Origin of the sequence: Pseudomonas sp. MWU13-2105 (assembly GCF_023242315.1) — a bacterium.
Lineage (GTDB): Bacteria > Pseudomonadota > Gammaproteobacteria > Pseudomonadales > Pseudomonadaceae > Aquipseudomonas.
The window spans coordinates 278,422-303,983 of sequence record NZ_JALLIY010000003.1 but is presented as its reverse complement, the minus strand read 5'-3'; the positions used below and the strand labels follow the sequence as shown (position 1 = coordinate 303,983).

The 25,562-nt window shown below is 61.0% G+C and carries 12 protein-coding genes; 5 read left to right on the top strand and 7 right to left on the bottom strand.

Annotation, left to right across the window (positions count from 1 at the left end):
- Positions 1-216 precede the first annotated feature (216 nt).
- Together M5B96_RS06160 and M5B96_RS06155 are read right to left on the bottom strand one after the other, a co-directional pair.
- Positions 217-12,615, bottom strand: a complete 12,399-nt coding sequence (locus tag M5B96_RS06160; RefSeq protein ID WP_248795817.1) for a filamentous haemagglutinin family protein — start codon at positions 12,613-12,615, stop codon at positions 217-219.
- 214 nt (positions 12,616-12,829) lie between these two features.
- On the bottom strand, positions 12,830-13,999 hold the full coding sequence (locus M5B96_RS06155) for a substrate-binding domain-containing protein (protein WP_248795816.1): 1,170 nt from the start codon (positions 13,997-13,999) through the stop codon (positions 12,830-12,832).
- A gap of 401 nt (positions 14,000-14,400) precedes the next feature.
- Between M5B96_RS06155 and M5B96_RS06150 the strand changes: the two genes are divergently transcribed.
- On the top strand, positions 14,401-15,042 hold the full coding sequence (locus M5B96_RS06150) for a DUF1345 domain-containing protein (protein ID WP_248795815.1): 642 nt from the start codon (positions 14,401-14,403) through the stop codon (positions 15,040-15,042).
- A gap of 122 nt (positions 15,043-15,164) precedes the next feature.
- On the opposite strand, the gene hppD is transcribed toward M5B96_RS06150, so the two are convergent.
- Both hppD and M5B96_RS06140 read right to left on the bottom strand, forming a co-directional pair.
- Entirely contained in the window at positions 15,165-16,241 is a 1,077-nt protein-coding gene (gene hppD, locus M5B96_RS06145; RefSeq protein WP_248795814.1) for a 4-hydroxyphenylpyruvate dioxygenase, read from the bottom strand.
- Positions 16,242-16,486: 245 nt separating this feature from the next.
- Complete coding sequence (locus tag M5B96_RS06140) at positions 16,487-17,428, bottom strand: DMT family transporter (protein WP_248795813.1); 942 nt, start codon at positions 17,426-17,428, stop codon at positions 16,487-16,489.
- A gap of 88 nt (positions 17,429-17,516) precedes the next feature.
- On the opposite strand from M5B96_RS06140, the gene M5B96_RS06135 reads away from it, so the two are divergent.
- The 4 genes from M5B96_RS06135 to gloA all read left to right on the top strand — a co-directional run bounded on the left by M5B96_RS06135 (position 17,517) and on the right by gloA (position 21,921).
- Entirely contained in the window at positions 17,517-18,389 is an 873-nt protein-coding gene (locus M5B96_RS06135; protein ID WP_248795812.1) for a LysR family transcriptional regulator, read from the top strand.
- 220 nt (positions 18,390-18,609) lie between these two features.
- A complete protein-coding gene (locus tag M5B96_RS06130; protein ID WP_248795811.1) occupies positions 18,610-20,181 on the top strand; it encodes an EAL domain-containing protein in 1,572 nt (523 codons plus the stop codon).
- A gap of 242 nt (positions 20,182-20,423) precedes the next feature.
- Positions 20,424-20,780, top strand: coding sequence for a histone-like nucleoid-structuring protein, MvaT/MvaU family (locus M5B96_RS06125; protein ID WP_248795810.1), 357 nt, complete (start codon positions 20,424-20,426; stop codon positions 20,778-20,780).
- A gap of 610 nt (positions 20,781-21,390) precedes the next feature.
- Complete coding sequence (gene gloA / locus M5B96_RS06120; protein WP_248795809.1) at positions 21,391-21,921, top strand: lactoylglutathione lyase; 531 nt, start codon at positions 21,391-21,393, stop codon at positions 21,919-21,921.
- A 155-nt stretch (positions 21,922-22,076) separates the two neighbouring features.
- Here the strand turns inward: gloA and ahpF are convergent, their stop codons facing one another.
- From ahpF to M5B96_RS06105, 3 genes are all read right to left on the bottom strand, one after another.
- Complete coding sequence (ahpF, locus tag M5B96_RS06115) at positions 22,077-23,642, bottom strand: alkyl hydroperoxide reductase subunit F (protein ID WP_248795808.1); 1,566 nt, start codon at positions 23,640-23,642, stop codon at positions 22,077-22,079.
- A gap of 125 nt (positions 23,643-23,767) precedes the next feature.
- Positions 23,768-24,331: an alkyl hydroperoxide reductase subunit C gene (gene ahpC / locus M5B96_RS06110; protein ID WP_248795807.1), complete on the bottom strand. Its 564-nt coding sequence runs from the start codon at positions 24,329-24,331 to the stop codon at positions 23,768-23,770.
- 132 nt (positions 24,332-24,463) lie between these two features.
- Entirely contained in the window at positions 24,464-25,408 is a 945-nt protein-coding gene (locus M5B96_RS06105) for a site-specific integrase (RefSeq protein WP_248795806.1), read from the bottom strand.
- Positions 25,409-25,562 lie beyond the last annotated feature (154 nt).

Here is a 25,562-nt window from a genome sequence, read left to right as displayed (position 1 = left end):
GTTTTGTGGCGAGCGGGCTTGCCCGCGCTGGGGCGCGAAGCGGCCCTGAAATCAGCGATCTCATTGTTTCAGGCAGAACGCAGGCACAGGTTCAGGGCTGCTCCGCAGCCCAGCGCGGGCAAGCCCGCTCGCCACAAACCTGCACCCGACTGCACACTTCGTTAAATGTGCCAGCATTGGCCATTACGGCCGCCACTGAGGAGAAACATCGGTTGATTACAAGGTCAGGTTGCCCCGCTCCTCCTCGGTCAGGCGCGCCCGGGCCTGCTCGCTCAACGGCCCGGCCCCCAGCACCTGCACCGGGCTGTCCGGGTTGTAGCCCGGCGTGCCACGGCTGGCACCGTCGCGCGAAGGCTCCAGGCGTTCCTGGCCGAAACTCAGGACCTGCACGCTGAACACCGAGGGTTGGTTCTGTCGCGCGCTGGCCTGCTGCTGCCGTGCAACGTTGTCGGCAGCCTGGACCGCCGAAGTGGCCGCCGCGCTGGCCGAGGTGATCGCCCCGGTATTGACCGAGGCCACCACCGGCACGCCCGAAGACTTGCCCTGCACCTGGATGTTCGCCGCATTCACCACCTGCAAGGCGGCGATGTTGACGTTGCCCGAGACGCGGATCCCCGCCTCCCCCGCATCGATGGTGCCCAGTGGCGCGATCAGGTCGATATCCCCCGGCAGCACCTCCGGAATCGGGTTCAGAGTGGCAATACCGGCCCCGGTGCTCGGCACCGCCGGCGACAGGCTCACGTTGCCCCAGGCGTCATAGACCCGCTTGGGCGGGGTGTAGACCACGGTGGTCTTGGAGCCGCGACCGGCGTTGATGTCGCCTGCGGCCGACCAGGCGGTGATCGAACCGCCGAAGGTGGTCATGACCCGGCTCTGGCCCAGCAGGATGTTGTCCTGGGCAAACAACTGGATGTCGCCCTGGCCCTGGGTGATGATCCCCGCCGTGGACGGCGGTGCGGCGCCTTCGATACCGAACACCAGGCCGCCACCGGGGGCAAGCATCTGGATATCGCCGCCGAAGTTCGTGTGTACGCCCGATGGACCATAGAGGGTGATCGCGCCCTGGTAGAGGATCGGGTTGCCGGCGACGTCCTTCTCCGGGAACAGCGCGGCAATCGCATCTCGACCGCGCAGGTAGCTGCCCTGGCGGATACCACCGACCAGGTTGTATTCGCGGCCGGCGGCCTTGAGTTCGGCGAAGTAGACGCTGCGGGCGAAGATGTCCTGCTGCTGGGGCGGTAGCGCGGCGTAATAGGCTCGTGCTTCGTCGACGCTGCCGGTAAAGCCATAACGCTCGCCGAGCCAGGCCACCAGTTCGGTGTCGTAGGTCTTGGCCACCTTGCCCGGCTGGCTGGCCAGCGGCGTTCCGGCCTGGGCCTGATTCGACGGGTCCAGGTAGGGGGCGATAAAGGCCTGGTAGTCAGGACCGTTGGGGCCGACGCCGGCCTGCATGACGATGCTGGCGCCCGGGCGGGAGTCGCCAGGTACCACGGCGCCGAGGCTGGTAATGCTGGTCTTGTCCGCCATCAGGACATTGCGCCCCGCACTGACCACCAGGGTGCCGGGACCGGCGACATTGAAGTTGCTGTAGAGGATGTCGCGACCGGCCGAGACCAGGGAGATGTCGGTGGGGTTGTTCTGGATGAAGAGGTTGCCGACGGTCAGGTAGTCACCATTGGAAGGCTGTTGTGCTTCCCCGGCAGGTGAACTGCCACTGCTGACAATATCCCGACCCGCTTCCATCCAGACCGGACCTCCGCCTTCATACCAGGTTTGCCCGCTACGGGAGTCGACCTGATTGGTATAGGTGACGGTACGGCCACTTCTTACCCCGATCAGGTCTCCGGTCAGCGCATAGAAGCGTGCAGGCTCGGCATCCGCGTTCCACTGTCCAGAAGCACTATCGGGACCGAAGGCGAACAGAGGACCGACGCTGCCACTGATGAAGGGCCTGTTACCGTCCGCCGATAGGTTGCTACTGCCATTAATTTGAATACCGTTGGACATTGCCACGAATGCAGGCCGCTCAGGCGTGGCCAACGCCTCCGGGTTGGCGCTGGATTGGCTGATGGTCAGATTACCGCCATAGATCGCATTGGCGGCCAGAAGCTGCAACTGCCCTTTGTTCGAGGGCGCCAGGGTTAGCGCGGCGGCAACGGTAGCAGCAGAGTTTCTGTTGGCCGCATCACCGTAATAAATACTGCCGTTCGCGGCAATGGCATTCAGGATAGAAGGATAGACCACGGCATTGTCGGAGGCCGTCCCTGCGAACACTGGCGTTAGGTTGCCGCCCGCTGAGAACAGGTTGATGGCCGTGTGGTCGGTCCACAGCGAGAACCAGCTCAGGCCATTACCATGGCTGCCATCGCTGGCTAGGTAAGGCGACGCATTCAGCTCAGCGACGCGCCCTGGGTCACTGACCGTTTGCACAACCAGATCGCCCAACGTCGACAGGTCAAAGGTCGCGTCTCCCGGTACCAGGGTCATCCCCCCGCCCGCAAGGCTTCGCGTTGAATTGAAGGCTGTGTAGCCACGGGTTTCTCCAGGCGCCTGATCTTGGTCGGAAGCGCCATACAAGAGTGTCAATACGCCGACGGTGGTGCTGTCCAATACGACGTGACCGCGCAAGTTGGTGATTACGCCATTCCGATCATCGGTGTCCTGATTGTTGACGATGGCAGTCGCTGCCGGGTTCAGATCCCCGCCCACCCGCAAGGTCAGGTTTCCGCCCCCGGTCACCTGCAAGCTGCCGTCGGCCGCGACCCGTCCGGTGCTGCCTACAGCCAAAACCAGCCCCTGAGTACGTGGATTGACGCTGCTGGCGCCGATGGCATTACCAGCCAAGCTTTCCAATACCCCCGCATTGCCAGTGACCTGCACGTTCAGGTTGCCACCGCCAAGGGTACCGAACCCGGTGAAGCCCAGCATCTGATCGGCACCGGAGGTCATCGATGCGGCATAGGTTCCGAAATTGATCCACCAGGCCGTGGGCTGCGGCGAGGTTCCCGTGTTGACCGTGCCGCTGCCCTGGCGCCAGAGCCAGTCGGCGATATTGGCCGAATCATGGTCGGTATCGCCGTTGGGTTTATTTATCCCGTTACTAGTGGGCAAGACAATATTCCCGCTCAAATCACCGCCGACCTTAAGCGTCAGGTTGCCGCCGCCCTCGGGATACCAGGCACGATATACACTGTCGGTGCCGCCATTGACCAAACTCTCATTGCCACCGAACAAGGCATTGAGAACGGTTCCTCCTGCAACCACGGCCCGTGGTTGATTATAAGGATCATTGGCCGAGGTCACGGTGGAAGATGTACCGGCCGTGTAGACGCCAAACAAAGAATCCATGCTCAGATTGCCGCCGGACACCAGTTCAAGATCAGCGGCCCCCGTACGGATGACACTGAAGCGCGAGCCAGCCGGCTTTACGGTGTAGGCTGAACCTGGAATTGTCGTGCAGTCCCCAGGCATATCGGTACAGAACGTTGGCCAACCTATGGCTACGAAATCAACAGGTTGGCCAACCATGCTGTAGTCGAAGAACGCGTCAAAAGATCCTTGTGCGGTATAGACCAATGCCCCGACGCCATACATCCCATAGTGGCTGTCGGCAAGGTGTATATCGCCATGGGCAGGACTGACCTGTACAACGCGATTGTCCGCCGCAGAGGTGTCCGCGCCTGCCACCAAGCGTAATGACCATGACTGGGAACCTTCGGCGAGCATCGGCGCGACACCCCAGAGTTCGCCTTGACGTCCACCAACTTCAGGGCGCAATTGCACTGAATCCACGCCGCCCGGCAGCAGCACATTGGTCCCCGAAGGGATCAGCGCGCCACGGGCCAACGCCAAGTCGCCATTGAGGGTGAGAAGGTTGTTCGATGCCATGTAACCACCGGCAATACTCGGCAGTGCCACGCCTTTGGGCCAACTGAATGCACGCAGAGCCGTATCGGCGGTGAGTAGCGTGCCGGCATCCAGTTGTGTGCCGGCCGGCAGGTTTTGTGCTTGGGTCAACAGCGTACCGGCGGCGAACAACAGGTTACCGTTGCTGTCGCGTACAGCGGCAGCCAGCACGGTGCCGGCGGGCAGCAACAGTGGCTGGTCCAGGGTAGCGCTGACGGGCAAACGCGTGCCCGACACCAGGGTCACGGCCCTGAGCGGCACATCGTAGTTCAGGGTCGAGCCCGCCGGGAAGCGGGTACCGTCGGCCAGGGTCACTCCCGCCCCGGGTACCACGATATTGCCACCCGAGAAGTCGATCCCGGACAACAGCAACCAGCCTGTATCGTCATCGGTCTTCGGTGGCGGCGCAAAGCCGTCGGTGATACTGCCGTAGATATTAAGGTCACCGCCGGCGCGCAAGGCCAGCTTGCCCACTTCGCCAGAGCCGTACACCCCGGTTTTCTGGGTGAAAGGGTTGAGACTGGCGTAACGATAACCCGACAGATCGATGTCACCCTGGACCACCAGGTCGCCACCCGGCGTGGCACTGACAATCTCTACTGCAGGGCGCAGGTGCAGAACATCACCATAAGTGGCGTTATACAAACCCGCTAGTTTGTTCTGCAGCAGATTGTTGTTAAGCAGCGCCGCATCGACAAACGCGCTGTTTTGCCGGTCGATGCCATCCAGGTAAGACTGGGTGATCACCTGGTAAGGTCGGCCGCTGGCCGCAGGGTCCGTGCCCAGCGGCGCATCGCTATACTGCCAGGTGCCATTGACCGCGATGGAGCGCGCCCCGCGAATCGCCAGGTTACCGCTGGCATCGATGGCGATATCGCCGGCCGAGACCCCGCCCAGGCGCGGTGCATCGAGCTCCAGGGTGCCGCGTGCCCGGCCATCGTTCTGGCCCGGCCCGCTGCCCAACGTCACGCCAGTGCCGGCCCTTAGGTCGATGGTGGCGCCACTGGCCAAGGTCAACAGGCCCTGGCCGGAATTCAGCTCGACCATGGCGCGGTTCGGCGAATCGATGATCTTGCCTTGGCTGTCGACTTGCAAACCGCTGCCGTGGGCATCCAGAACCGCGTTACCGGCCAGAGTCAGACCCTGGCTGGCCGACAGATTGATACTGCCCACCTGAACGCCGCTGGCATCGACCTTGCCGTTGACCAGCAGGCTGCCGTTATCCAGCGAAATCACAATGGCATTGGCCTTGAGGTCATTTCCGATGGTCAGGTTGCCCTGCTTGATCTGGAAGGTACGGGCGCCATAGACCTGCCCGGCGTTCAGGCGTTGGTTGAGGGCGGCGAATGAAGCATCTTCGGCGCCACTGGCCCCCAGACGCTGCGCCTGGATATTGGCAAAACCGCCCAGGTAAGGCAGATAGGTACCACCGGCATCGTAGAAGCCGCTGCTGCTGCCAAGGATGCTGCCCTGCAGGTCGACCAAGCCTTCGGCCGGGTCCACGGCCTGAGCGGTGAATTGACCGGCACGGTTGTTCTGCGCCGACAGGTCGATATGCGAACCTGCGGCCTGGTAGATATTGCCGGTGATGCTTTTGAGGGTGACATCGCCGCCCCAGCTGTATTGCGTCACATCGTTGAATAGGATTGCCCGCCCGGCCATATCGATCTGCGCGCCGTCGCCCAGCGTCAGGTCTTGCGTAGCGGTCAGGTTCAATTGACCGCTGGACAACACCACGGCGGTGTCCAGGGCCAGGCTGTTGGCGTTCAACGAAAGTTTTGCACCCTGGCCGCCAGTGCGGGTCTGGGTGCCGGACAGTGCCGTGACATTGAGCGCGCCACCGACGGTGATGGTGTTCACCGAGCCGGCTTCGCCCGTCAACAAGGGCGTGGAGATATTCAGATTGCCACCGCTATAGGCAAAGCCCGAGCTCGCCTGATAAGCGCCCTGGCTCTGGTACACCGACAGACTGCCCTTGTGGTTGGCGGTCACCCGTTGGCTGGCGCTGATATCGACCTGGGAAAAGCCAAGGAGCAACCGGTCCAGGCTGGCGACCGAATTGGGTTGTGCGTACGGACCATAGCCGAACTCCAGGGTTTCGGTCTGCAGATTCAAGCGTCCGCTGCCTGTGCCAGCACCGCCGGCGACCACATTGCCAGCGGGGTTGGCAGCGCCGTTCCAGATCAGGTCGGCGGTGTGGATGGTCGCCACATCAGCCGCACCGCCGGCGCCATAAATGGCCGGGGTACTTAGGATCAGATTGTTGAGCAGCGATTTGCCGGTCAGCGCGTCATAAGTGTCGAGAGTTGCGCTGCCATACATATTCAAACCGTCATGAGCAGCCAGTTCAAGGGTTTCCAGGGCCGGAGCGCCGTATTGGGTATCGCCCTTGAGCAAGCGCGTCAGCACGCTCTGATTCAAGCTCAGACCGGCCGGCAACAGGTTGCGGCTGGCGGCATCGGCCAGGGCCTGATCGCTACCGAGGTTGATGGCGCTCAGGGCCAGGGTCAGATGGCGCGTGCCATAACGCACGTTATCGGCAAGCACGAAATCATTGCCCGTGCCCACGACGATAGAGCCCGAGGAATACAACTCGCTCTGGCCCGTGCAAGGTGTCGAGTTGCAGACACCGACATGAATGCCCGCGTCACCTGGCAACGAAGGTGCCAGAACCTGGAGCAAGCCATTGGAGATCCCGAGGAAGTTGTAGCGGGTGGTACTGGGGAAGCCGACCGTCGTCAGGTCGTAGATATAACCCTGACTGGCATCATATGCCGTAGGCCCCATACCTAGAGTATTGATCGAGGCGCCCTGCTCGACCGTGATCGCTCCGCCGCTGGACACCAACAGCACCTCTGGAGTCGCCAGTTTCGCGCCGCTGCGCAACACCACGCTGCTGCTGAGGTTGGAACCCAAGCCGATATAATTTCCTCCCTGTCCATAGGCGATCGTCGGCATGCCCCCAATCATCAGGCTCGCGGCACCTAAGGCATTCAGACTACGATCATCTACCGTAACACCGACAAAGGCTGTCGGAGCAAGTGTTCCTACTGATACCACCTCAATTGCGCCTCCCGAACTGATCACCCCGACCGTCCCGGCATGGCCGCCTTCGGCGGCACCGAAGCGCCCGATACCGTCGAACGAAAAGGCGCTGCCAGTCGCACCTTGCACCAGGTTCAGTTGCAGGCTTTTCGCATCTGCTTCGATCATCGGGCGCGGTACGCCCAATCTGGCGGCATCGGCGATAGCAAACTGGTCGTAGCTGGTTTCGTTATATTGCGAATAGGTGCGCAATACATTCGCCGATGTCAGGATGACTTGGCTGGCAACGCTGTTGCGAATGCCAGTATTGGCGATCGACAGTTGCCCGGCAGTGCTCCAGGAACCGTTGCGCATGGCCTGTGCACCAGCCCCCGTGCCAACACCCGCCAGACCGTTCAATTCAACCCTGAAAGCGCCGGGCAGCAGTGCATAGGTGGAAGGCAACAGCGTATAGGTACCCGGCGCCAACCCCGGTACCCCGGCGCCAATGGTGATTTGCTGGCCGAGCACCGGATCCTGCGCGCCGGACTTGCCCGCCGACGGCGCATACACCTGCTGCACGCCAGGCACGATGGCATACACCGGGTTGGTCGCCAGGCCCGGCAAGACGAAGGTGCCGTTGGGGTTGACTTGCACCAGCGGGTTGTAGCGCGCGTCGGTGGAGCCGCCACGGCCGGAAACGAATCCGGCGCCAAGCAGGTCGCCACCACCGGAGAGGTCCAAAATGGCACCGGCCGAAACCACGACCGATTGGCCGCCCATGACCACGCCGATCCCGCTGCCACCACTCAAGCCAGTCTGCCCATACAAGGTGACGTTCTGACCGTTGTACAGATAAGTCTGCCCGTCCGAGGTGCCGCCGTAAGGCATGATCAGGCCGTTGCCGCTGACGGAAGTGAGACTGTCGGGCAGCAACTCCACGCGTTTGGTGCTGCCATTGCCAAGCTGAATCAACCCCAGCGGCGCACGCACCACACCGCCTTGCTCAATATCGGGGGCAAGCAGGGTCAGGCTGCCAAACGCCGAATACGGCATTTCAGGAATAGACTGGGTGGTACGACCGATGGTCAGGAGGCGCGTCCCCAGAGTATCCCCTGCCCCTGCAATCACCCTCGCGATGCTACCCGTGCCGGGATACAACTGCGCGGCGCTCAGAAGCAGATCGCCAGCCGTGATCAGTTGCGTCGATGGAGTCGCGGTACCTGTTGGTATACCCGCCAGAAAGCGCAAGTCACCCTGGCTGGTCAGGTTCACCTGATCGAAACCGCGTCGTTCAACCTGTACATCCGTGCCGATACCACTGTTAAAGGAGCCTTTGGAACCGAATAGCACATTGTTGCGCACATCGATCACATTTCCTTCTGCGGAAAAATCAGCCTGGCTCGGCAATAGCGAACTCTGGCCTGTCGTTGTGGACACGGGGGAAAGCACGATCCCACTAATATCCGGAGGCTGGACGCCGGCCAGCAGCAAGGAAGGCGCCGAAACGTTGACATGGATGGTATCCGGCGCATTTGGCGGCAAGGTAAAGGCGCCAGCATAAAGCTGCAGACTCTGACTCAGGTTGAGGTTCAGGTTGCCGTTGAAAGATAGGAAGCCGTTACTGTAAACCGCCAGATTGCCAAATCCACCCGACTGGACCTGATCGGCGGCCAGTTGCCCATGGCCGTAGATCAGGGCATTGAGGTCCGGGGTCGGGCCGGAGTCAGTTATTTGCCCCAGCACCATCTCCCGAACCTGCATCACGCGGTCAGTCGCTGCCCCGGCTCCGCCGAGCGCGTAAAGTGGTGTCTGCAGTACCACCGACAGACTACCGCCTGCCGCACCCTGGCCGCCGGCATGGGCGGCGAAGCTGCCCAGCAGATAAAGGCCATTGTTGGACCCCAGGGAAATGCCGCCGCCGTTGCTGGCCACCAGCGTGCGGCCCTGACCAGCGATATCCAGGCTGGCTTGGGTACCCGAGGCATCCAGGCGCGCACCTTTGCTCACCACGATAAAAAGATCGGCGGCCGTGGCCGTGCCGGCCGCCGCGTCGATTGCACCACCGCCAATGACAATGGAGCCGCCGCCAACCACCTGGCCGTAGATCTGACCGCGCATGTCAACTGCCGTCACCGCCCTTGCAGCGACGTCGATCAACGCCTCATCGCCCAGCAAGATAGAGCGGCTGTTACCCGTGCCGTTAACCGGCAACGTGGGATCAACGGCGCCGATATTGTTGAGGCTGACTTTCCCGCCCCAGGCATTCAGCGTGCCGTTCACGGTCAACTGGCCAATACTGCCCAGGCTGATGGCCTGACCTGGATCGACAGTGATGACCGCGCCGCTACCCACGGTCAGTACAGTGGTCGCCCGCTGTGCATCCGTGGGGTTGAGCGTACCGGCCTTCAGGCTCAAGCCGGCGCCGCGCCGCTGAGTCAGCACGCCCTTGAGCGGATCCTGTTGATAGAGGTCAGGTGTCCAGACTTGCAGCGCCTGCGCCGGGTCGCTACCGGAAGCGACGGTGGTGGCATTGTCGCCCAGGCGATAAACCGGTTGGCTCACGTCCACCTGGGTACCGTCGGCGACGGTCAGCCCCTCGTTACCCGTGATGTCGTAGGCCGAGAAACCTTGCTTGAAGAAGTCACCGCCCAGTTCGACCGCACCGCTTACCGGTGTTGTCGGCGTACCGATCACCACCTGGCTGCTTTGCAGGGTCAAGGTGCCGCCGCCGTTGACACCCACGGCACGAATATCGCCGCCCAGGCTCAGTACACCGCCCACTCCGAAGCCCCCGGCATTGGCCGCCAGGATCAGGCTGCCCCCCTTGCCGCCGAGGAGCTTGCCATTGGCCTGCAACGCCGCGCCGGACGACACATCGATCAGGCTTCCGGCCTGCAGGCTCAGATTGCCGCTGCTGCGCAGAGAAACCAGGCCGCCGTTGACATAGGGCAGGCCCTGGTTGTCGGTCGAGTCCAGAAGCTGGTTGGTCCACAGGCCTGCAGTGTTGAGCGTTACACCCGCGGCCACGGTGGTACTGGCCACTGAACTGCCGGGGGCGGCGATCAGCGTGTCTTGCAGCTTGAACGACTGATTAGGGTCGATCTGATTCAACACGTTGCCCAATTGCAGCGTACCGCCACGGGCCGTCAGGTCGGCATTCACCGCGACTTGCGGGCCATACAGGGTGATGGTGCCGCCATTGGTGACACTCAGGTTGTTATCGACCTCGATCTGTTGTTTGGCGGCGACCTTGATTGCGCCCAGCTGGAAACCGTTGAGCTGGTTGGTGTCCAGCACCAGCGTGCCCTGCCGGCTAACCGGGATCACTGAACTGAGGTCCACGCCCGCAGCGATGGCAGTCGGGTTGGCCGCGAAGCTGACCTGATTCAGGCTGGCGCCAAGGTTGTAATTGACCACCCCCGCGATCGGGTCGTAGATCGGTGTGTAGGTGCCGGCGATCAATTGCGCGCGGCGAGCCACCGCCGTCTGCGATTGCTGATAACCATAGAGGGTCGGATTGGCGGCCTGGTTCTGCTGTGGCCCACGATACACCTCGCCGATCACCTGGCCTTCAAGCACCGCGCTGCCAGTCGAAATCACCAGGCTGCCGGCATCGCGGCCCACGGTGTAACCCAGTTCGTAACGCTGGCGCGGAGCGATCAACGGATTGTAGTAATAATCCGTCTGCCCCCAGCGCAGGCTCGTATCGGCGAACCCCTTGTAGACCCCGGTGTAGAGCAGGTCGCCCGGGGCGCTGGACAACTCATACAGACGCCCGTCGGAGCCCGTCAGCCAGGTCTGTTTGATATAGCCACTCTGCACATCCAGGGTGCCACCGGACAGATTGATCTGGGCGCCCTTCTGGGTGACCACATCCTTGCCGGTAAACGTCAGGGTACCGCCCTGGGCCATCCACTCACCGACGCCATGCCCTTGCGTGCCCAGGTAACCGCTGACTTCCAACAAGCCGCCGGCGGTGTACCAACGCGCCGTGGGGTAACCGTCAGTGCCGGCCGGTACATAGACCAGGTCACGCACATCGACCCAGACATCGCTGCTGCTCAGCTTGCCTGCATCACGGTTGCCAGAAGCGTCACGCAGTTCGTTGCCCTGCACGTTGACCTTGATCGAGTTGGCCTCCATGGCCACCTTGACTCCGACCGCACCGGATACATCGATGATCGAGCCGTCGCGCACCAGGCTGCGTTGCCCGGCGCTGACCGCAACCTGGCCGCCGGTGGCAAGGGTCAGCGAACCGTTCTGGAAATCCACGGTACCGCCGCTGACGATCTCCACCCGAGACTGCTCGATGCGGTCGACCACGCTGCTCAGGTTATCGAACTTGCCGGTGATCAGGTTGCTCGGGCTACCGTTGAGTGCGGCCAGTGCGGCGGCGCGCTGGCTGTCCAGGCCGGTCGTGCTGGCATCGAGCAGGATAGCGGTGGTGCTGCCCGTGCCCAGGGTGATGCTGCCGGTACTGTCGCCCGCCGAGTTGAGCAAGTGCACCGTGCCACGGGTATTGGTCGAGGTGCTGCTGGCGATCACGCCGTTTTGCAGCACCTGGTGGCCGGTCAAGGTGATATCGCCGGTGGACGCAGTGATCAAACCGCTGTTGATCACCGTCCCGGAACGGCTGCCGCTGTTCAGGGTGCTGACCACCTCGTTTCCACGGGTGGTCGAACGCGGGTTGCCGGCAGTGGATAGCCCTTGGCGAATATAGAAATTGTCGCCCGCTGCCAGGGTGACCTGGCCGTTCGGGGTAACCAGGCTGCCGTCGTTGAGCACCTCGCTGCCCAGCAGCAAGGCATAACCGCCCGAGTCGGTGGATGTCGCGGGATTCAAGGTCTGGATCTGCGCCCCGCGCTCTACCTGGATCTGCCCCACGGCATCGGTAAAGGTCGGTTGTGTGCCGGTGCTGTCGACATACAACCCCTTGCTGAACTGGGAGTCGCTGATGTTTGCGGCGGCGGCCACCAGGTTACGCACGTTGACCTGGCTGGTACCGCTGAAGATTACCCCGTTGCGGTTGACCAGCATGACCGTGCCATTGCCCTGGATCTGGCCCTGGATCTGGCTCGGTCGGGCCTGGGGGTCATTGATCCGGTTGAGCACGGCCCAGTTCGACTGCTGGGAGAAATCGACGGTGGTATTGCGCCCGACGTTGAAGGTTTCCCAGTTGAGAATGGCCTTGTCGGCAGTCTGGGTGATGGTCACGGTGGTCTTGCCATCGGCCTGGGTCTGCACCGGCGCCTTGGCATTGAGCCAGCCCTGGGTCAGGCTGGTGTCGACCTTCAGGCCACCCTCGCCCAGGCCGTCCGGCACCGTTGGCAGCCGAGCCAAGGCAGCTTGGCGCCCGGCCGCCTGCGCGGCCTGTTGTGCGGCAATCGCCGCAACGCTGTTATTGAAGTTGGCCAGCGATTGTTGCAACTGCTGATTGGCCTGCTGCTGTTGCGCCAGCGGCGGCGGCATGCCCGGCAACTGCACACCCGGCTGGCCAGCGTTTGCCGCCTGGGCGGCGCCCTTGTCGGCAAACCAACTGGCACTGAATGCAGTCTGCGCCTGGGCACTGCCGGCCACCAGCAACAGGGCAATCGCCTGGGCCACGGGCTTGAGCGCCCATATCGGCGGTTCACCGAGACGTACTTGAGCATTGAGTTTTGCCGGAGGTTTGCAGCGGAGCATCACTACCCTTCCTTAGTCTGTTGCACAGTGGGCTGCCACGCCAGCCTGTCGCAGGCCGGTGTCGCTTATATGACTAAGGCGGATACCAGGGATCGGGACCGAACCTTTGTCATCGAATATTCATATGAGCGATATCGAGTTGTAGGCATACGCAAAAAATCAGCAACGGCTTGCACCGTTGCTGACCGGGTATTGCGCTACGTTGACGCGAGGGTTACAGCGGACGACCGATGGCGTTGCAGACGCTGGTGTTACCGACGTACTGAGGGCTGGCGGAGGCCAGGAAGCTGCCGCGCACGGCGGATTTGAACGCGCTTGAGAGCGGAACGAAACGGTTGGCTGTCACTGCCGCGTCGTTGGTCGTGGTGTATTGCTGAGTCAGGAACGAACGCACCAGGGCAGTCTGGGTTGGATCGGCATAGCACTGGCTGAAGATCATGTTGGTGAAGCCGATGATCGGGTAGCCGGTCGCAGGGAAAGCAAAAACGCTTGGATCGCTAGGGTTGGTCGTTGCAGCGAAAATCGGTGCCCAAGCGTTAGGATCGGCACGGTTGGCCGAAGGAGGTGGAGTGACACCGGAGACGGCGGTACCGACGTTGGCGAGGTTGGGGGCAACGCTGTTGATGGTGGCGATTTTGGTCGCATCGTCCAGACCGGCCGTGGTGGTCACTGCAACGTCTGGGCTCATGTAAGTAATGGCGCCATCGGTGCTGTTTACCAGGGACATGACAGCCGGGCTGCCCTTGGCGGTGATGACGGTTGGAGGGTTGACGCCTTTGGCGGCGGTGTGGCTGCCAGCAAAGGTCGTGGTGATTGCGAAAGAACCATCAAGCGGATTGGTGCACTTGGCGTTCAGGTAACGGGTGAACAGTTCAGTGGTACCACTGCTGTCACTGCGATAGGCCACGGTGATGGTGCCGGTACGACCAGAACCTGTAACGTTGCTCCAGTCCGCCAGACGACCAGAGAAAATACCGCACAGTTGGTCAGTGGTCAGGTTCAGGTTGCCACCGGCCTTGTTGAACGGAATCGTCACCGCAGTCGCCATTGCAGGCACCTGAATCAGTGGGCCCCAGGCCGCGCCGTGGTTGGTGTTGTAAGTGGAGATATCGGTAGTCGCGAGTTTCGAGTCGCTACCAGCCCAGTGCACGTTGGTGGTGGCGGGCAGGCCGAACTGGGTTGCATCGTTGTTCAGAAACGCGAGTTTACCCGCGCCACTACCAACACCGATGTAAGCGGCAAAACCAGAAGGCAGAACACCGGAAGTGTTGTAGAACGGAGCCGCGAGAGTACCGCCACCGCCGTTGACAGCGGCCATGGCCGCTTGTGCGGAGCACAGGGCAGCGAGGGTCAGGGAAACTGCGAGAACATTGCGCTTAAACATGAAGAATCTCCTTTCGTCGTGTTCGTACGTTGAGTGACTTGCTCGTTCTTGACGTCATGGCTCTCAAGGCGTCGCCTTAGTTCCAGACGACTTGTGGGGTGAGGCCATGAATGAGAACTTCTCAAGTTCCGGTGACAGATAAAGGAAAAATCCTCGGGTGAATCTTATTGATTTTTAAATAAATTCTCGGGTGTTCGCGGCAATTTCACCACCTGATGGCCGGGCTTTCACGGGAGTGGCAAAGCGCCTTGCGCTGCAGGCGGCGAGACACGGGACGGGGCGGGCGGGATATGACAGAACGAGGAACCCGAGTTCATCGGATTCGCTGCACGGGTGCGCGGAGATTATGTAGGGCGAGGTCCATGTTAAGGTGCGCGGATACTTGAAAACAGAGAGCGCCAATGCCCCATCTCGCCCGAACCCATCCACGCCTGACCATCGCCGCCCTCCTCGGCCTGGCCGTCGGAGCGCTGGCTCCGGCGAGTCCGGCACTGACCAAGATCCTCGTCGGCTGGAATATCGGTGTCTGGTCCTACCTGGCCATGATGCTCTGGCTGACCGTGCGCTCGCGCCCCGAAGACGTGCAACGCTTCGTCGAGCGCGAGGATGAAAATGCCGGGACGGTGCTGTTGATCGTGTCGATTGCGGCGATTGCCAGCCTGGCCGCGATCACCGTCGAACTGGCGGGCAGCAAGGACCTGGAGATGCACACTCGCCTGCTGCATTACGGCTTTACCGGGCTGACGGTGATGGGCTCGTGGTTGCTGATCGGAGTGATCTTCAGCGTGCACTATGCGCGGCAGTTTTATCTGGGCGATCCTGAAGAGTCGCCCCTGCGCTTTGCCGATGGCGAGAAACATCCGGACTATTGGGACTTCCTGTACTTCTCTTTCACCATTAGCGTGGCCGTGCAAACTTCGGACGTGGGCGTAGCCACCAAGGCATTGCGCAAGGTGGTGCTGGCGCAATCGTTGATCGGTTTTCTGTTCAATACGGCGATTCTGGGGTTTTCGATCAATATTGCGGCGGGGTTGTTTGGCTGAGCCAGAGCACACCGTCCTGTAGGAGCTGGGCTTGCACGCGAAGCTTTTAGCGTCCTTGAGAACGCCTTCGCGGGCAAGCCCAGCTCCTACAGGGGTTGCGTATGCCTTTAGAAAACGGGGCGTTACTCGGTCGCGAGTACACCACGGCGAACCTGGTCTCGCTCGATCGACTCGAACAGCGCCTTGAAGTTGCCCTCGCCGAAACCATCGTCGCCTTTACGCTGGATGAATTCGAAGAACACCGGGCCCATCAGGGTTTCCGAGAAGATCTGCAGCAGCAGGCGCTTGTCGCCCTCTTGCGAGGAACCATCGAGCAGGATCCCGCGTGATTTGAGTTCGTCGACCGGTTCGCCATGGTTCGGCAGGCGGCCTTCGAGCATTTCGTAGTAAGTCTCCGGCGGCGCGGTCATGAAACGCATGCCGATCGTCTTCAAGCGGTCCCAGGTCTTGACCAGGTCGTCGGTGAGGAAGGCCACGTGCTGGATGCCCTCGCCGTTGAACTGCATCAGGAACTCTTCGATCTGCCCCGCGCCCTTGGACGACTCTTCGTTCAGCGGGATGCGGATCATGCCGTCCGGCGCGGTCATGGCCTTGGAGGTCAGGCCGGTGTATTCGCCCTTGATGTCGAAGTAACGAATCTCGCGGAAGTTGAACAGCTTCTCGTAGAAATTCGCCCAGTAGGCCATGCGCCCGCGATAGACGTTGTGGGTCAGGTGGTCGATGATCTTCAGGCCCGCGCCCGGGGGATTGCGGTCGACGCCGTCGAGGAAGACGAAGTCGATGTCATAGATCGAGCTGCCTTCGCCGTAACGGTCGATCAGGTACAGCGGCGCACCGCCGATGCCCTTGATCGCCGGCAGGTTCAGTTCCATCGGGCCGGTGGCGATATGGATCGGCTGGGCACCCAGTTCCAGGGCACGGGCATAGGCTTGCTGGGCGTTTTTCACGCGGAAAGCCATGCCACACACCGACGGACCGTGCTCGGCGGCAAAGTACGATGCCACGCTGTGGGGCTCGTTGTTGAGGATCAGGTTGATCGCGCCCTGGCGATACAGGTGCACGTCCTTGGAACGGTGGGTCGCGACCTTGCTGAAGCCCATGATCTCGAAGATCGGCTCCAGGGTGTTCGGGGTCGGCGATGCGAATTCAATGAACTCGAAGCCCATCAGGCCCATCGGGTTTTCGAAGATATCGGTCATGGTGACGCCTCATCATTTTTATCAAGTAACGGTCAGTTAGTTGCTATCAATGCGGACGTTGGCGGGTGGCGCACAGGAAATTCCCCGCACACTGCGGGCAAGGAAATCGCCGTAGATCAGTTGGAACCCAAGTATCTTCATGTCGACCCAGTCTCTCAGGGCGAGGCTTCTGCTGCCAGAAGACGTTATTCTTATATGCGTAACCAGATTCTACATGGCGTAACCCGGTTTGTCCGTATCCCTTTTCATTTCCTCCCGGGTAACTGAAAGGCCGGCCGGTTGCACAGGTAGATCCCCGCCAGGATCAGCCCGCCGCCCAGGCACATGCTCAATGTCAATTGCTCGCCCAGCAATAGCGCGCCGCAGATTACCGCGGTCAATGGATTGAGGCCGATAAACACGCCAGCCCGCGTCGCGCCGATATGCTGGATGCCATCGTAATACCAGATGTAGGCCAGCGCCGAACCCAGGCCACCGAGGTAGACCAGGCTCAGCAGTTGCTGAGGATTCAAGCTTTCAACCAGCGCAAGACTCGCCTCCCCGCGCATCCAGGTTGCCAGCCAGAGCATCGCCGTACCGAGCCAGATCGAATAGGTCACGGTGGTCAGCGGGCCCAGCACCCGGGTCAGGTTACGCGAGAACAGCGAGTAGACCGCCCAGGACAGTACGCAGCCGAAGATCAGCAGGTCGCCGATCCAGGTCTGGGCCGCGCCTTCCAGCACTGTGCGGTTGCCACTGATGACGACCAGCCCCGCGCCGCCCATGCAAACTACTATGCCGAGGACTTTCGCGGTGCCCAGCCGCTCCTTGAAAAACAACCACGACGCCAACCCGAGCACCGCCGGGTTCAGCACGACGATCAGTGATGCCCGCGAGGCATTGATGTAGTGCAGGCCATAAAAGAAGCAGAGGTTATAGAAGAAGATGCCGAAAAAGCCCAATAACAGCAATTGCGCGAATTGCTTCTTGTCCGGCAGTACCAGTGGGACGCGCATCACTCCGATAAACACCAGCAGGATCACGCTCGCCAGCAGGAAGCGCAGGCCGGCCAACAGCAGCGGCGCGAGATCGCTGGACAGGAGGCGCCCGGCGACAAAAGTCCCACCCCAGATCATCGAAACCCCGGCGAGCTTGAAATAGATCCGCAGGTCGCTGCCGGCGGTGAAGGTGGATACCTGTGTATGCATGGTTTCTCCTACGGATCGAGAAGGACGGTTGTCAAACTGCCCGCATTATTTTATTTATGTCGACTCATCGTAAAATGAGTAAAAGCTCATGACCCTGACCCAACTGGAAGTGTTTTCCCTGGTGGCCGAACTGCGCGGCTTTACCAGCGCGGCCCTGCGCCTGGGGATCAGCCAGTCGGCGGTTTCCCATGCCCTCAAGGGGTTGGAGCAGGAGCTCGGTGTCGAGTTGCTGCGCCGGCACCAGGGCCAGGTTGAACTGACGGATATCGGCGCACAATTGCTGCAACGGGCGCGGGCCATGCTCGGCCTGGCCGACACCTTGCGCCAGGAAGCCGCCGATGCCCGCGGCATGAAACGCGGCACCCTGCGCATCGGCTCGTTCGGGCCGACCTCCTCGACCAAGCTGCTGCCGACGCTGCTGGCCCGCTACCGGCAGGCACATCCGGGAATCCAGGTGCAAGTCGACGAAGGCCCTGACCGCCAGGTGCTGCAATGGCTGGAAGAGCGGCGGATCGATGTAGGGTTTGTGGTGCTGCCGCAGGAGCGCTTCGACACCTTTGCCCTGGTGGAAGACCAGATGGTCGCCCTGCTCCCTGTCGGCCACCCGTTGTGTGAGCAGTCGGCCATTGAACTCAAGGCACTGTGCCAGGACCCGTTCATCCTCACCGGAGCCGGTTCCGGGGAACTGGTGTCGCAACTGTTCGCGGCCCGGCGACTGGTGCCGGACATCCGCTACCGTACCGCGCAACTGCTCAGCACCCTGGCCACCGTGGCCCGTGGCGAAGGCGTAAGCGTGGTGGCCGAACAATCCCTGCCGGAGCACCCGGCCCCCGGTTACGTCAGCCGGCCATTGTCGCCACCGGTCATACGCCAGATCGGTATCGCTGTGCTCGACCGGCGCCAGGTCTCCCCGGCGACCCAGGCCTTTATCGACCTGGCCAGTCGATTCGACTATCGCTGAGCGTACGAACGCTGCCAGCCCGGCTATCATGGCAACAGCCGTGTTCCCAGGCACAATATTGCTCACTTGAGGCTGGACACCTACCTTGTGGGAGCCGGATTTATCCGCGAAGAAACCGGTGAGACCGCTAAAAGCTTCGCGGCGGTGCGGCGATCCGACAAGCACCACTCCTACGAAGCATCGCGTTTCCAGGCGCCATTGCCCTTATAGGTTCACTTCAATGCCATTGACCGCTAAAGGTTCTCGCCGCCGGATTGCCCGTTACGCCTTGAGCCTGTTGATCGGCCTGCTGCCGATCCTCTCCGGGATCGCCATCCTGCATTGGCAAGCAGGCCGGACCCTGAGCCAGAATGCCGGAGAAACCGCCGGCGAAGCCCTGAAGCAGTTCGACCTGATGCTCGACAGTGCCGCCGAATCCGCCAATGTCATCCTGCCCCTGGCCGGCCAGCCTTGCGACGACGTCAAGCTGGCCTTGCGCGAGCAGGTCACCCGGCGCCCCTTCGTCCGGGCCGCGAACCTGGCCTGGAACAACAACCTGTATTGCACCTCCTTGTTCGGGCCTTATCAGGAGGCGGTCGACCCGGCCGACTATGTCGACGGCACACTCTGGCTGATGAACGGCAACCCGGTCACCCCCAAGTCCTCGCTGCTGGTCTACCGCCTGCAGGACGGCAAGGGCGCGGCCATGGTCAGTATCGATGGGTATCACCTGGCTAATATCCTGCGTCTGATCGGCCATGAAGCCGGCTTGTACCTGCAAGTCGGCAATGTCTGGACCTCCGGCCAGGGCCAGGTGCGCGAAGGCGCGGCCCCCGGGTTTGCCGTCGCACAAATACGTGTGTCCTCCAGCCGCTTCCCCTTCAGCGTCAGCGCCGGTTTCCCCGCGGGAGAAACCTGGCGTTACGTCGGCAAGGAGTATCCGGCCCCGATGGCACTGCTCCTGGTGCTCGGCGTGCTCGCCGGGGCCACCGCGCGCTGGTTGCAAAAGCGCTCCAACGCACCGACCCACGAGCTGCGGCGAGCCCTCGAAGCCCGCGAATTCATTCCTTATTTCCAGCCGGTGGTGCGCAGCGATAGCCGCCAATGGGCCGGGGCGGAAGTACTGATGCGCTGGCAGCATCCCCGTGAGGGGTTGGTGCGCCCGGACCTGTTCATTCCCCTGGCCGAAGACTCCGGCCTGATCGTGCCGATGACCCGTTCATTGCTGCAACAGACCGCCACCCTCCTCGCCCCGCACGCGGCGGCCTTTGAACCCGGCTTTCACGTCGGCGTGAATATCACCGCCCGACATTGTCAGGATCTCGCACTGCTGGACGACTGCCGTGACTTTCTTGCCGCCTTTGCCCCGGGCCAGATGCGCCTGGTGCTGGAGTTGACGGAACGGGAATTGATCGAACCGAGCGCCGTTGCCCAGCAACTATTCGCCCAATTGCGCGAGATGGGCGTGATGATTGCCATTGACGACTTCGGCACCGGGCATTCAAGCCTCAGTTATTTGCGCCAGTTCAATGTCGATTACCTGAAAATCGACCAGAGCTTCGTCGCCATGATCGGCGCCGACGCCTTGTCCGGGCATATCCTCGACAGCATCATCGAATTGAGCGCCAAGCTTGAACTAGGCATCGTTGCCGAAGGTGTCGAAACGCCAGTACAGCGCGACTACCTGACATCCCGGGGCGTTGCGTTTCTCCAGGGCTACTTGTTTGGCAAACCGTTGCCGGCAGAAGACTTTCTTAACAATTTCAAACGGCAGGTCGGCGGGCAAGAAGATAAAATCACGCTATCAGAATAAGTCAGCGACACTTGTCTATCGGTATTTCTTCAGCGTCTAACGCGCGTTATTTACTCTTGGTCTGATAACTACTACACTTTTTCATGTCAGCAGTAAATTGATAGGAAGCCCTCAAGCTTATAAGTAACTTTCCGCACTGCCACACCCAGGTGCATACGCGTGACGAAAGCCGTTGCAAGCATTGGCTTGTCGTTTTGTTTTAGGTAGATGGCAGCCGAATACAACTCGTGGAGATAAACATCTTGTCAAAACTCGCCGAATTTCGTGCCGCAGAACTGGCCCTTAAAGCGCAACTCGCCCAACTGGAAGCCCTGAAGAACGATGCCGGACTCAAAAAGGAGATCGAGTTCGAGGAAAAACTCAAGGGCCTGATGAAAGCCTACGACAAGAGCCTGCGCGACATCATCGCGATCCTCGACCCGAACCCGAACCGACTCCCCGCCGCCGCGCCCAAACCGCGGCGTGCCCGCGTGGTCAAGGTTTACCAGAACCCCCACACCGGTGAACTGATCGAGACCAAGGGCGGCAATCACCGCGGCCTGAAAGCCTGGAAAGAACAATACGGTGCCGCGACCGTTGACAGCTGGTTACGCGGCTGACTTTACACCTGAACGCAAAAGCCCTGCCCATGCGGGGCTTTTTTCTGCTCGTCCAAGATCATACTGGACGGCGTCTCGACGGCGACAATAACGCGTATGTCGACGACAAGTCTTTCAGGCAAGAGTTCCCGCTCGGCGACGAACGTCGGGAATATAGAACTCAAACCGACACAGCACCCGTTACTAAGCGTAACCTGGGAGCCTCGACAGCTTTTAGTGCATGTAAAAAATTTCTCACAGTCAGCCGAGATAATGCCCTATGCCTATTACGTCTGTCGGATGAAAAAAAACCCGCTCAAGCTCTTCACAGATTTTTCACATGCATTCTTACAGGATGAAGGCTGCTAAAGGATTAGCGCCCCAATGCCCGCTTCGGCGGGCTTCTTTATGCCTCTTCGACAAGTTTTATACACTTCGCTATAACTTCCTGAAAAAATCGAAGTAGCCCGCTATTACCCGGCACGTCTGCGCCCGGGGCTAAAATCCGCTCGTCCGAATTTGGCGCCCGCGCCCTGCTTCAGTATGATCCAGCCCACAGGATCGGAACCGGCGAGCCTGCCTGCCGCGTCCATGATCGCCCGCTTTTTTTCACCTGCCGTGCGGAGAGCCCATGAGCTTGCAAGACCTGAACACCTTTCCCGGCGTTACCGCCCAACCCGACACCGCCACCCAGGGCTTCGTGTTCAACCACACCATGCTGCGGGTCAAGGATGCCAGCAAGTCCCTGGACTTCTACACCCGCGTACTGGGTTTTTCCCTGGTGGAGAAACGGGATTTTCCGGAAGCGGAATTCAGCCTGTATTTCCTCGCCCTGGTGGACAAGGCGCAGATCCCGGCCGATGCAGCCGAACGGACCCAGTGGATGAAGTCGATTCCGGGCATCCTGGAGCTGACCCACAACCACGGCACTGAAAACGACCCGGATTTTGCCTACCACAACGGCAACACCGACCCGCGGGGCTTCGGCCACATCTGCATCTCGGTGCCGGACATTCGTGCCGCCTGCGCGCGTTTCGAAGAGCTGGGCGTCGAATTCCAGAAACGCTTGACCGACGGTCGCATGAAAAGCCTGGCCTTCGTCAAGGACCCGGACGCCTACTGGGTTGAAATCATCCAGCCGGCGCCGCTGCAGGAAGCCTGATAGCGTCCTGTAAAGAAAAAGCCCCATGAGTCCTCGATTCATGGGGCTTTTTCCATACAAACTTCAAGCACTACCGAACCTGTGGGAGCGGAGCTTGCCCGCGAAGAGGCCCTTGAGGCCGCTAGAAGCTTCGCGGACAAGCTCCGCTCCACAGGTCAGGCCGGGGCGGATGTGCGGATCAGATGGTCGAAGGCACTCAGGGAGGCCTTGGCACCCTCGCCCACCGCGATCACGATCTGCTTGTACGGCACGGTAGTCACGTCACCGGCGGCGAAAATACCAGGCAACGAGGTCTCGCCACGAGCATCGACGATGATCTCGCCACGTGGCGACAGCTCGACGCTGCCCTTGAGCCAGTCGGTGTTCGGCAACAGGCCGATCTGCACAAAGATGCCCTCCAGGTCGACGGTGTGGAACTCACCCGAATCACGATCCTTGTAGACCAGGCCGCTGACCTTCTGTCCGTCACCCTTGACTTCACTGGTCAGCGCGCTGGTCACGACATTGACGTTGGCCAAGCTGTACAGCTTGCGCTGCAGCACAGCGTCGGCGCGCAGCTTGCTGTCGAACTCCAGCAGTGTCACGTGACTGACGATACCGGCCAGGTCGATAGCCGCCTCGACACCGGAGTTGCCGCCACCGATCACCGCCACACGCTTGCCCTTGAACAGCGGGCCGTCACAGTGCGGGCAAAAGCACACGCCCTTGGCCTTGTATTCCTGCTCGCCCGGCACGCCCATTTCACGCCAGCGGGCACCGGTGGCGAGGATCACAGTCTTGGCCTTGAGGCTGGCACCGCTTTCAAAGCGCACCTCATGCAACCCGCCGGCATTCTTCGCCGGCACCAGGGCACTGGCGCGTTGCAGGTTCATGATATCGACATCGTACTGGCGAACATGTTCTTCCAGGGCGCTGGCCAGTTTCGGCCCTTCGGTTTCCTGGACCGAGATAAAGTTCTCGATCGCCATGGTATCGAGCACCTGGCCGCCGAAACGCTCCGCCGCGACACCGGTACGAATGCCTTTGCGCGCAGCGTAGATCGCCGCCGCCGCACCGGCTGGACCACCGCCGACCACCAGGACATCGAAGGCGTCCTTGGCGCTGATCTTTTCCGCTTGCTTCTCAATCGCGCCGGTGTCGAGCTTGCCGAGGATTTCCTCGAGGCCCATGCGGCCCTGGCCGAAGTTCACACCGTTGAGGTAGACGCTTGGCACGGCCATGATCTTGCGATCGTTGACTTCGTCCTGGAACAACGCGCCGTCGATGGCGACGTGGCGGATGTTCGGGTTCAGTACCGCCATCAGGTTCAGCGCCTGGACCACGTCCGGGCAATTCTGGCAAGACAGCGAGAAATAAGTCTCGAAGTTGAACTCACCCTTGAGCGAGCGGACCTGTTCGATTACTTCAACACTGGCCTTCGAAGGGTGGCCGCCGACTTGCAGCAGGGCCAGCACCAGCGAAGTGAATTCGTGGCCCATGGGGATACCGGCGAAACGCAGGCTGATCTCGGCTCCCGGGCGATTCAACGAGAACGATGGCTTGCGCGCATCAGTGCCGTTGTCCAACAAGGTGATCTGGGTGGAAAGGCTGGCGACTTCCTGGAGCAGTGCGAGCATTTCCTGAGATTTCGCGCCGTCATCAAGGGAGGCGACGATCTCGATCGGTTGTGTAACCCGTTCCAGGTACGACTTCAACTGGGCTTTAAGATTGGCGTCCAACATGCGGGCGATTTCCCTTTTTCAGTACTTTAGAAATAACAACGCCCAGGTGATTACCACCCGGGCGTTATTGGGCGGTGCGGCTGACTTATGAGGTGCGGATGACCGCCCTTGAATCACTCATGAACTTAGATCTTGCCAACCAGGTCCAGGGACGGAGCCAGGGTGGCCTCGCCTTCTTTCCACTTGGCCGGGCAGACTTCACCCGGGTGCGCGGCAACGTACTGGGCAGCCTTGATCTTGCGCAGCAACTCGGAAGCATCACGGCCTACGCCGCCATCGTTGAGTTCAACGATCTTGATCTGGCCTTGCGGGTTGATCACGAAAGTACCGCGGTCGGCCAGGCCGGCTTCTTCGATCAGTACGTCGAAGTTGCGCGAGATGGTCAGGGTCGGGTCGCCGATCATGGTGTACTGGATCTTGCCGATGGCTGGCGAAGTGTTGTGCCAGGCCGCGTGGGCAAAGTGGGTGTCGGTCGACACGCTGTAGATTTCAACGCCGAGCTTCTGGAACGTGGCGTAGTTGTCAGCCAGGTCTTCCAGTTCGGTCGGGCAAACGAAGGTGAAGTCGGCTGGGTAGAAGAACACGACCGACCATTTGCCTTTCAGGTCAGCGTCCGAAACGTCGATGAACTCGCCGTTTTTGAAAGCGGTTGCTTTGAACGGTTTAACTTGGCTGTTGATGATAGGCATCGTTGACTCTCCGTCAGGGGTTGAGAAGTTGATGGGAGAATCCTAGCCATTCTTTTGCAGCCTGGCTCATTGGCAAAGCTGATGCTCGCGATTGGTTTTCGCTATGAACAGGCAGTATTAATAGAAGAAATCTTATTCGCCCTGATCCACCGGCTTTTCGACGATCAGGCCCATGCCTGGAAAAGGGCTGGCCTCGATATAACGCATGGCCGATTTCATGTCCTTCCAGCCGACATAACTCATCAGCGACTTCAGGTCCCAGCCACTCCGGTGGGCCCAGGTGGCGAAGCCGCGGCGCAAGGAATGACTGGTGTAGTGTTCGGCGGCAATCCCGGCGCGCTCCAGCGCCTGGCGCAGCAAGGGGATGATGCTGTTGGCGTGCAAGCCCCCCTCGCGCAGATGCCCCCAGCGATCAATGGCGCGAAACACCGGGCCACGCACCAGCGCGGCGCTGTTGATCCAGTCGATATAGGCCTGCACCGGGCACAGGCGTTGCAAAGCCGGGGCCTGGTAGGTCTGGCCGAGGTTGTCGCGGTCGCTTTTGCTGCGCGGTAAGTACAGCGTCATGCCGGACCCCGCGACGGCACGGACATGCTCGATCTCCAGGCGACAGAGCTCGTCGCTGCGAAAGCCGCGCCAGAAGCCCAGCAGGATCAGCGCCTTGTCGCGCCGGGCACGCAGCAGCGCCGGCCGATCATCGCCGGCCAAAGCCAGGCTCGCTTGCGCATCGAGACTGACGACAACCTGCTCAAGGTGCTGCAACTGCAGCGGTTCGGCCTGCTTCTCCCGCGCCGGGTGCAGGGCACGAATACCCTTGAACACCTTGCGCACCAGCGGCGCCTTGGTCGGGTCGGCGAAACCCTGGCTGTTGTGCCATTGCGCCAAGGCTGACAACCGCAGCTTCAGCGTGTTGATCGAGAGTGCGCCGGCATGTGCCATCAGGTAGCGCACCACGCTGTCGCTGGTGGCCGGCAGGAAGCCGCCCCAGGTCACTTCGAAATGTTCTATGGCGGCCTGATAGCTGCGACGGGTGTTGTCCCGCGTCGCCGCTTGCAGGTAACGGTCCAGCTCGTTCATCGCCTCGATTCCCGGCATTCGTACTGATTCCGCGGAGCAAACCGCGAAAGTGACCCATCACACGGGGTAATACCAGTATATCCCGTGTTAATAATTTCAAATATCAACTTGTTGTATTTATCTATATGCTACGTAAATACATAGTACGTACCAC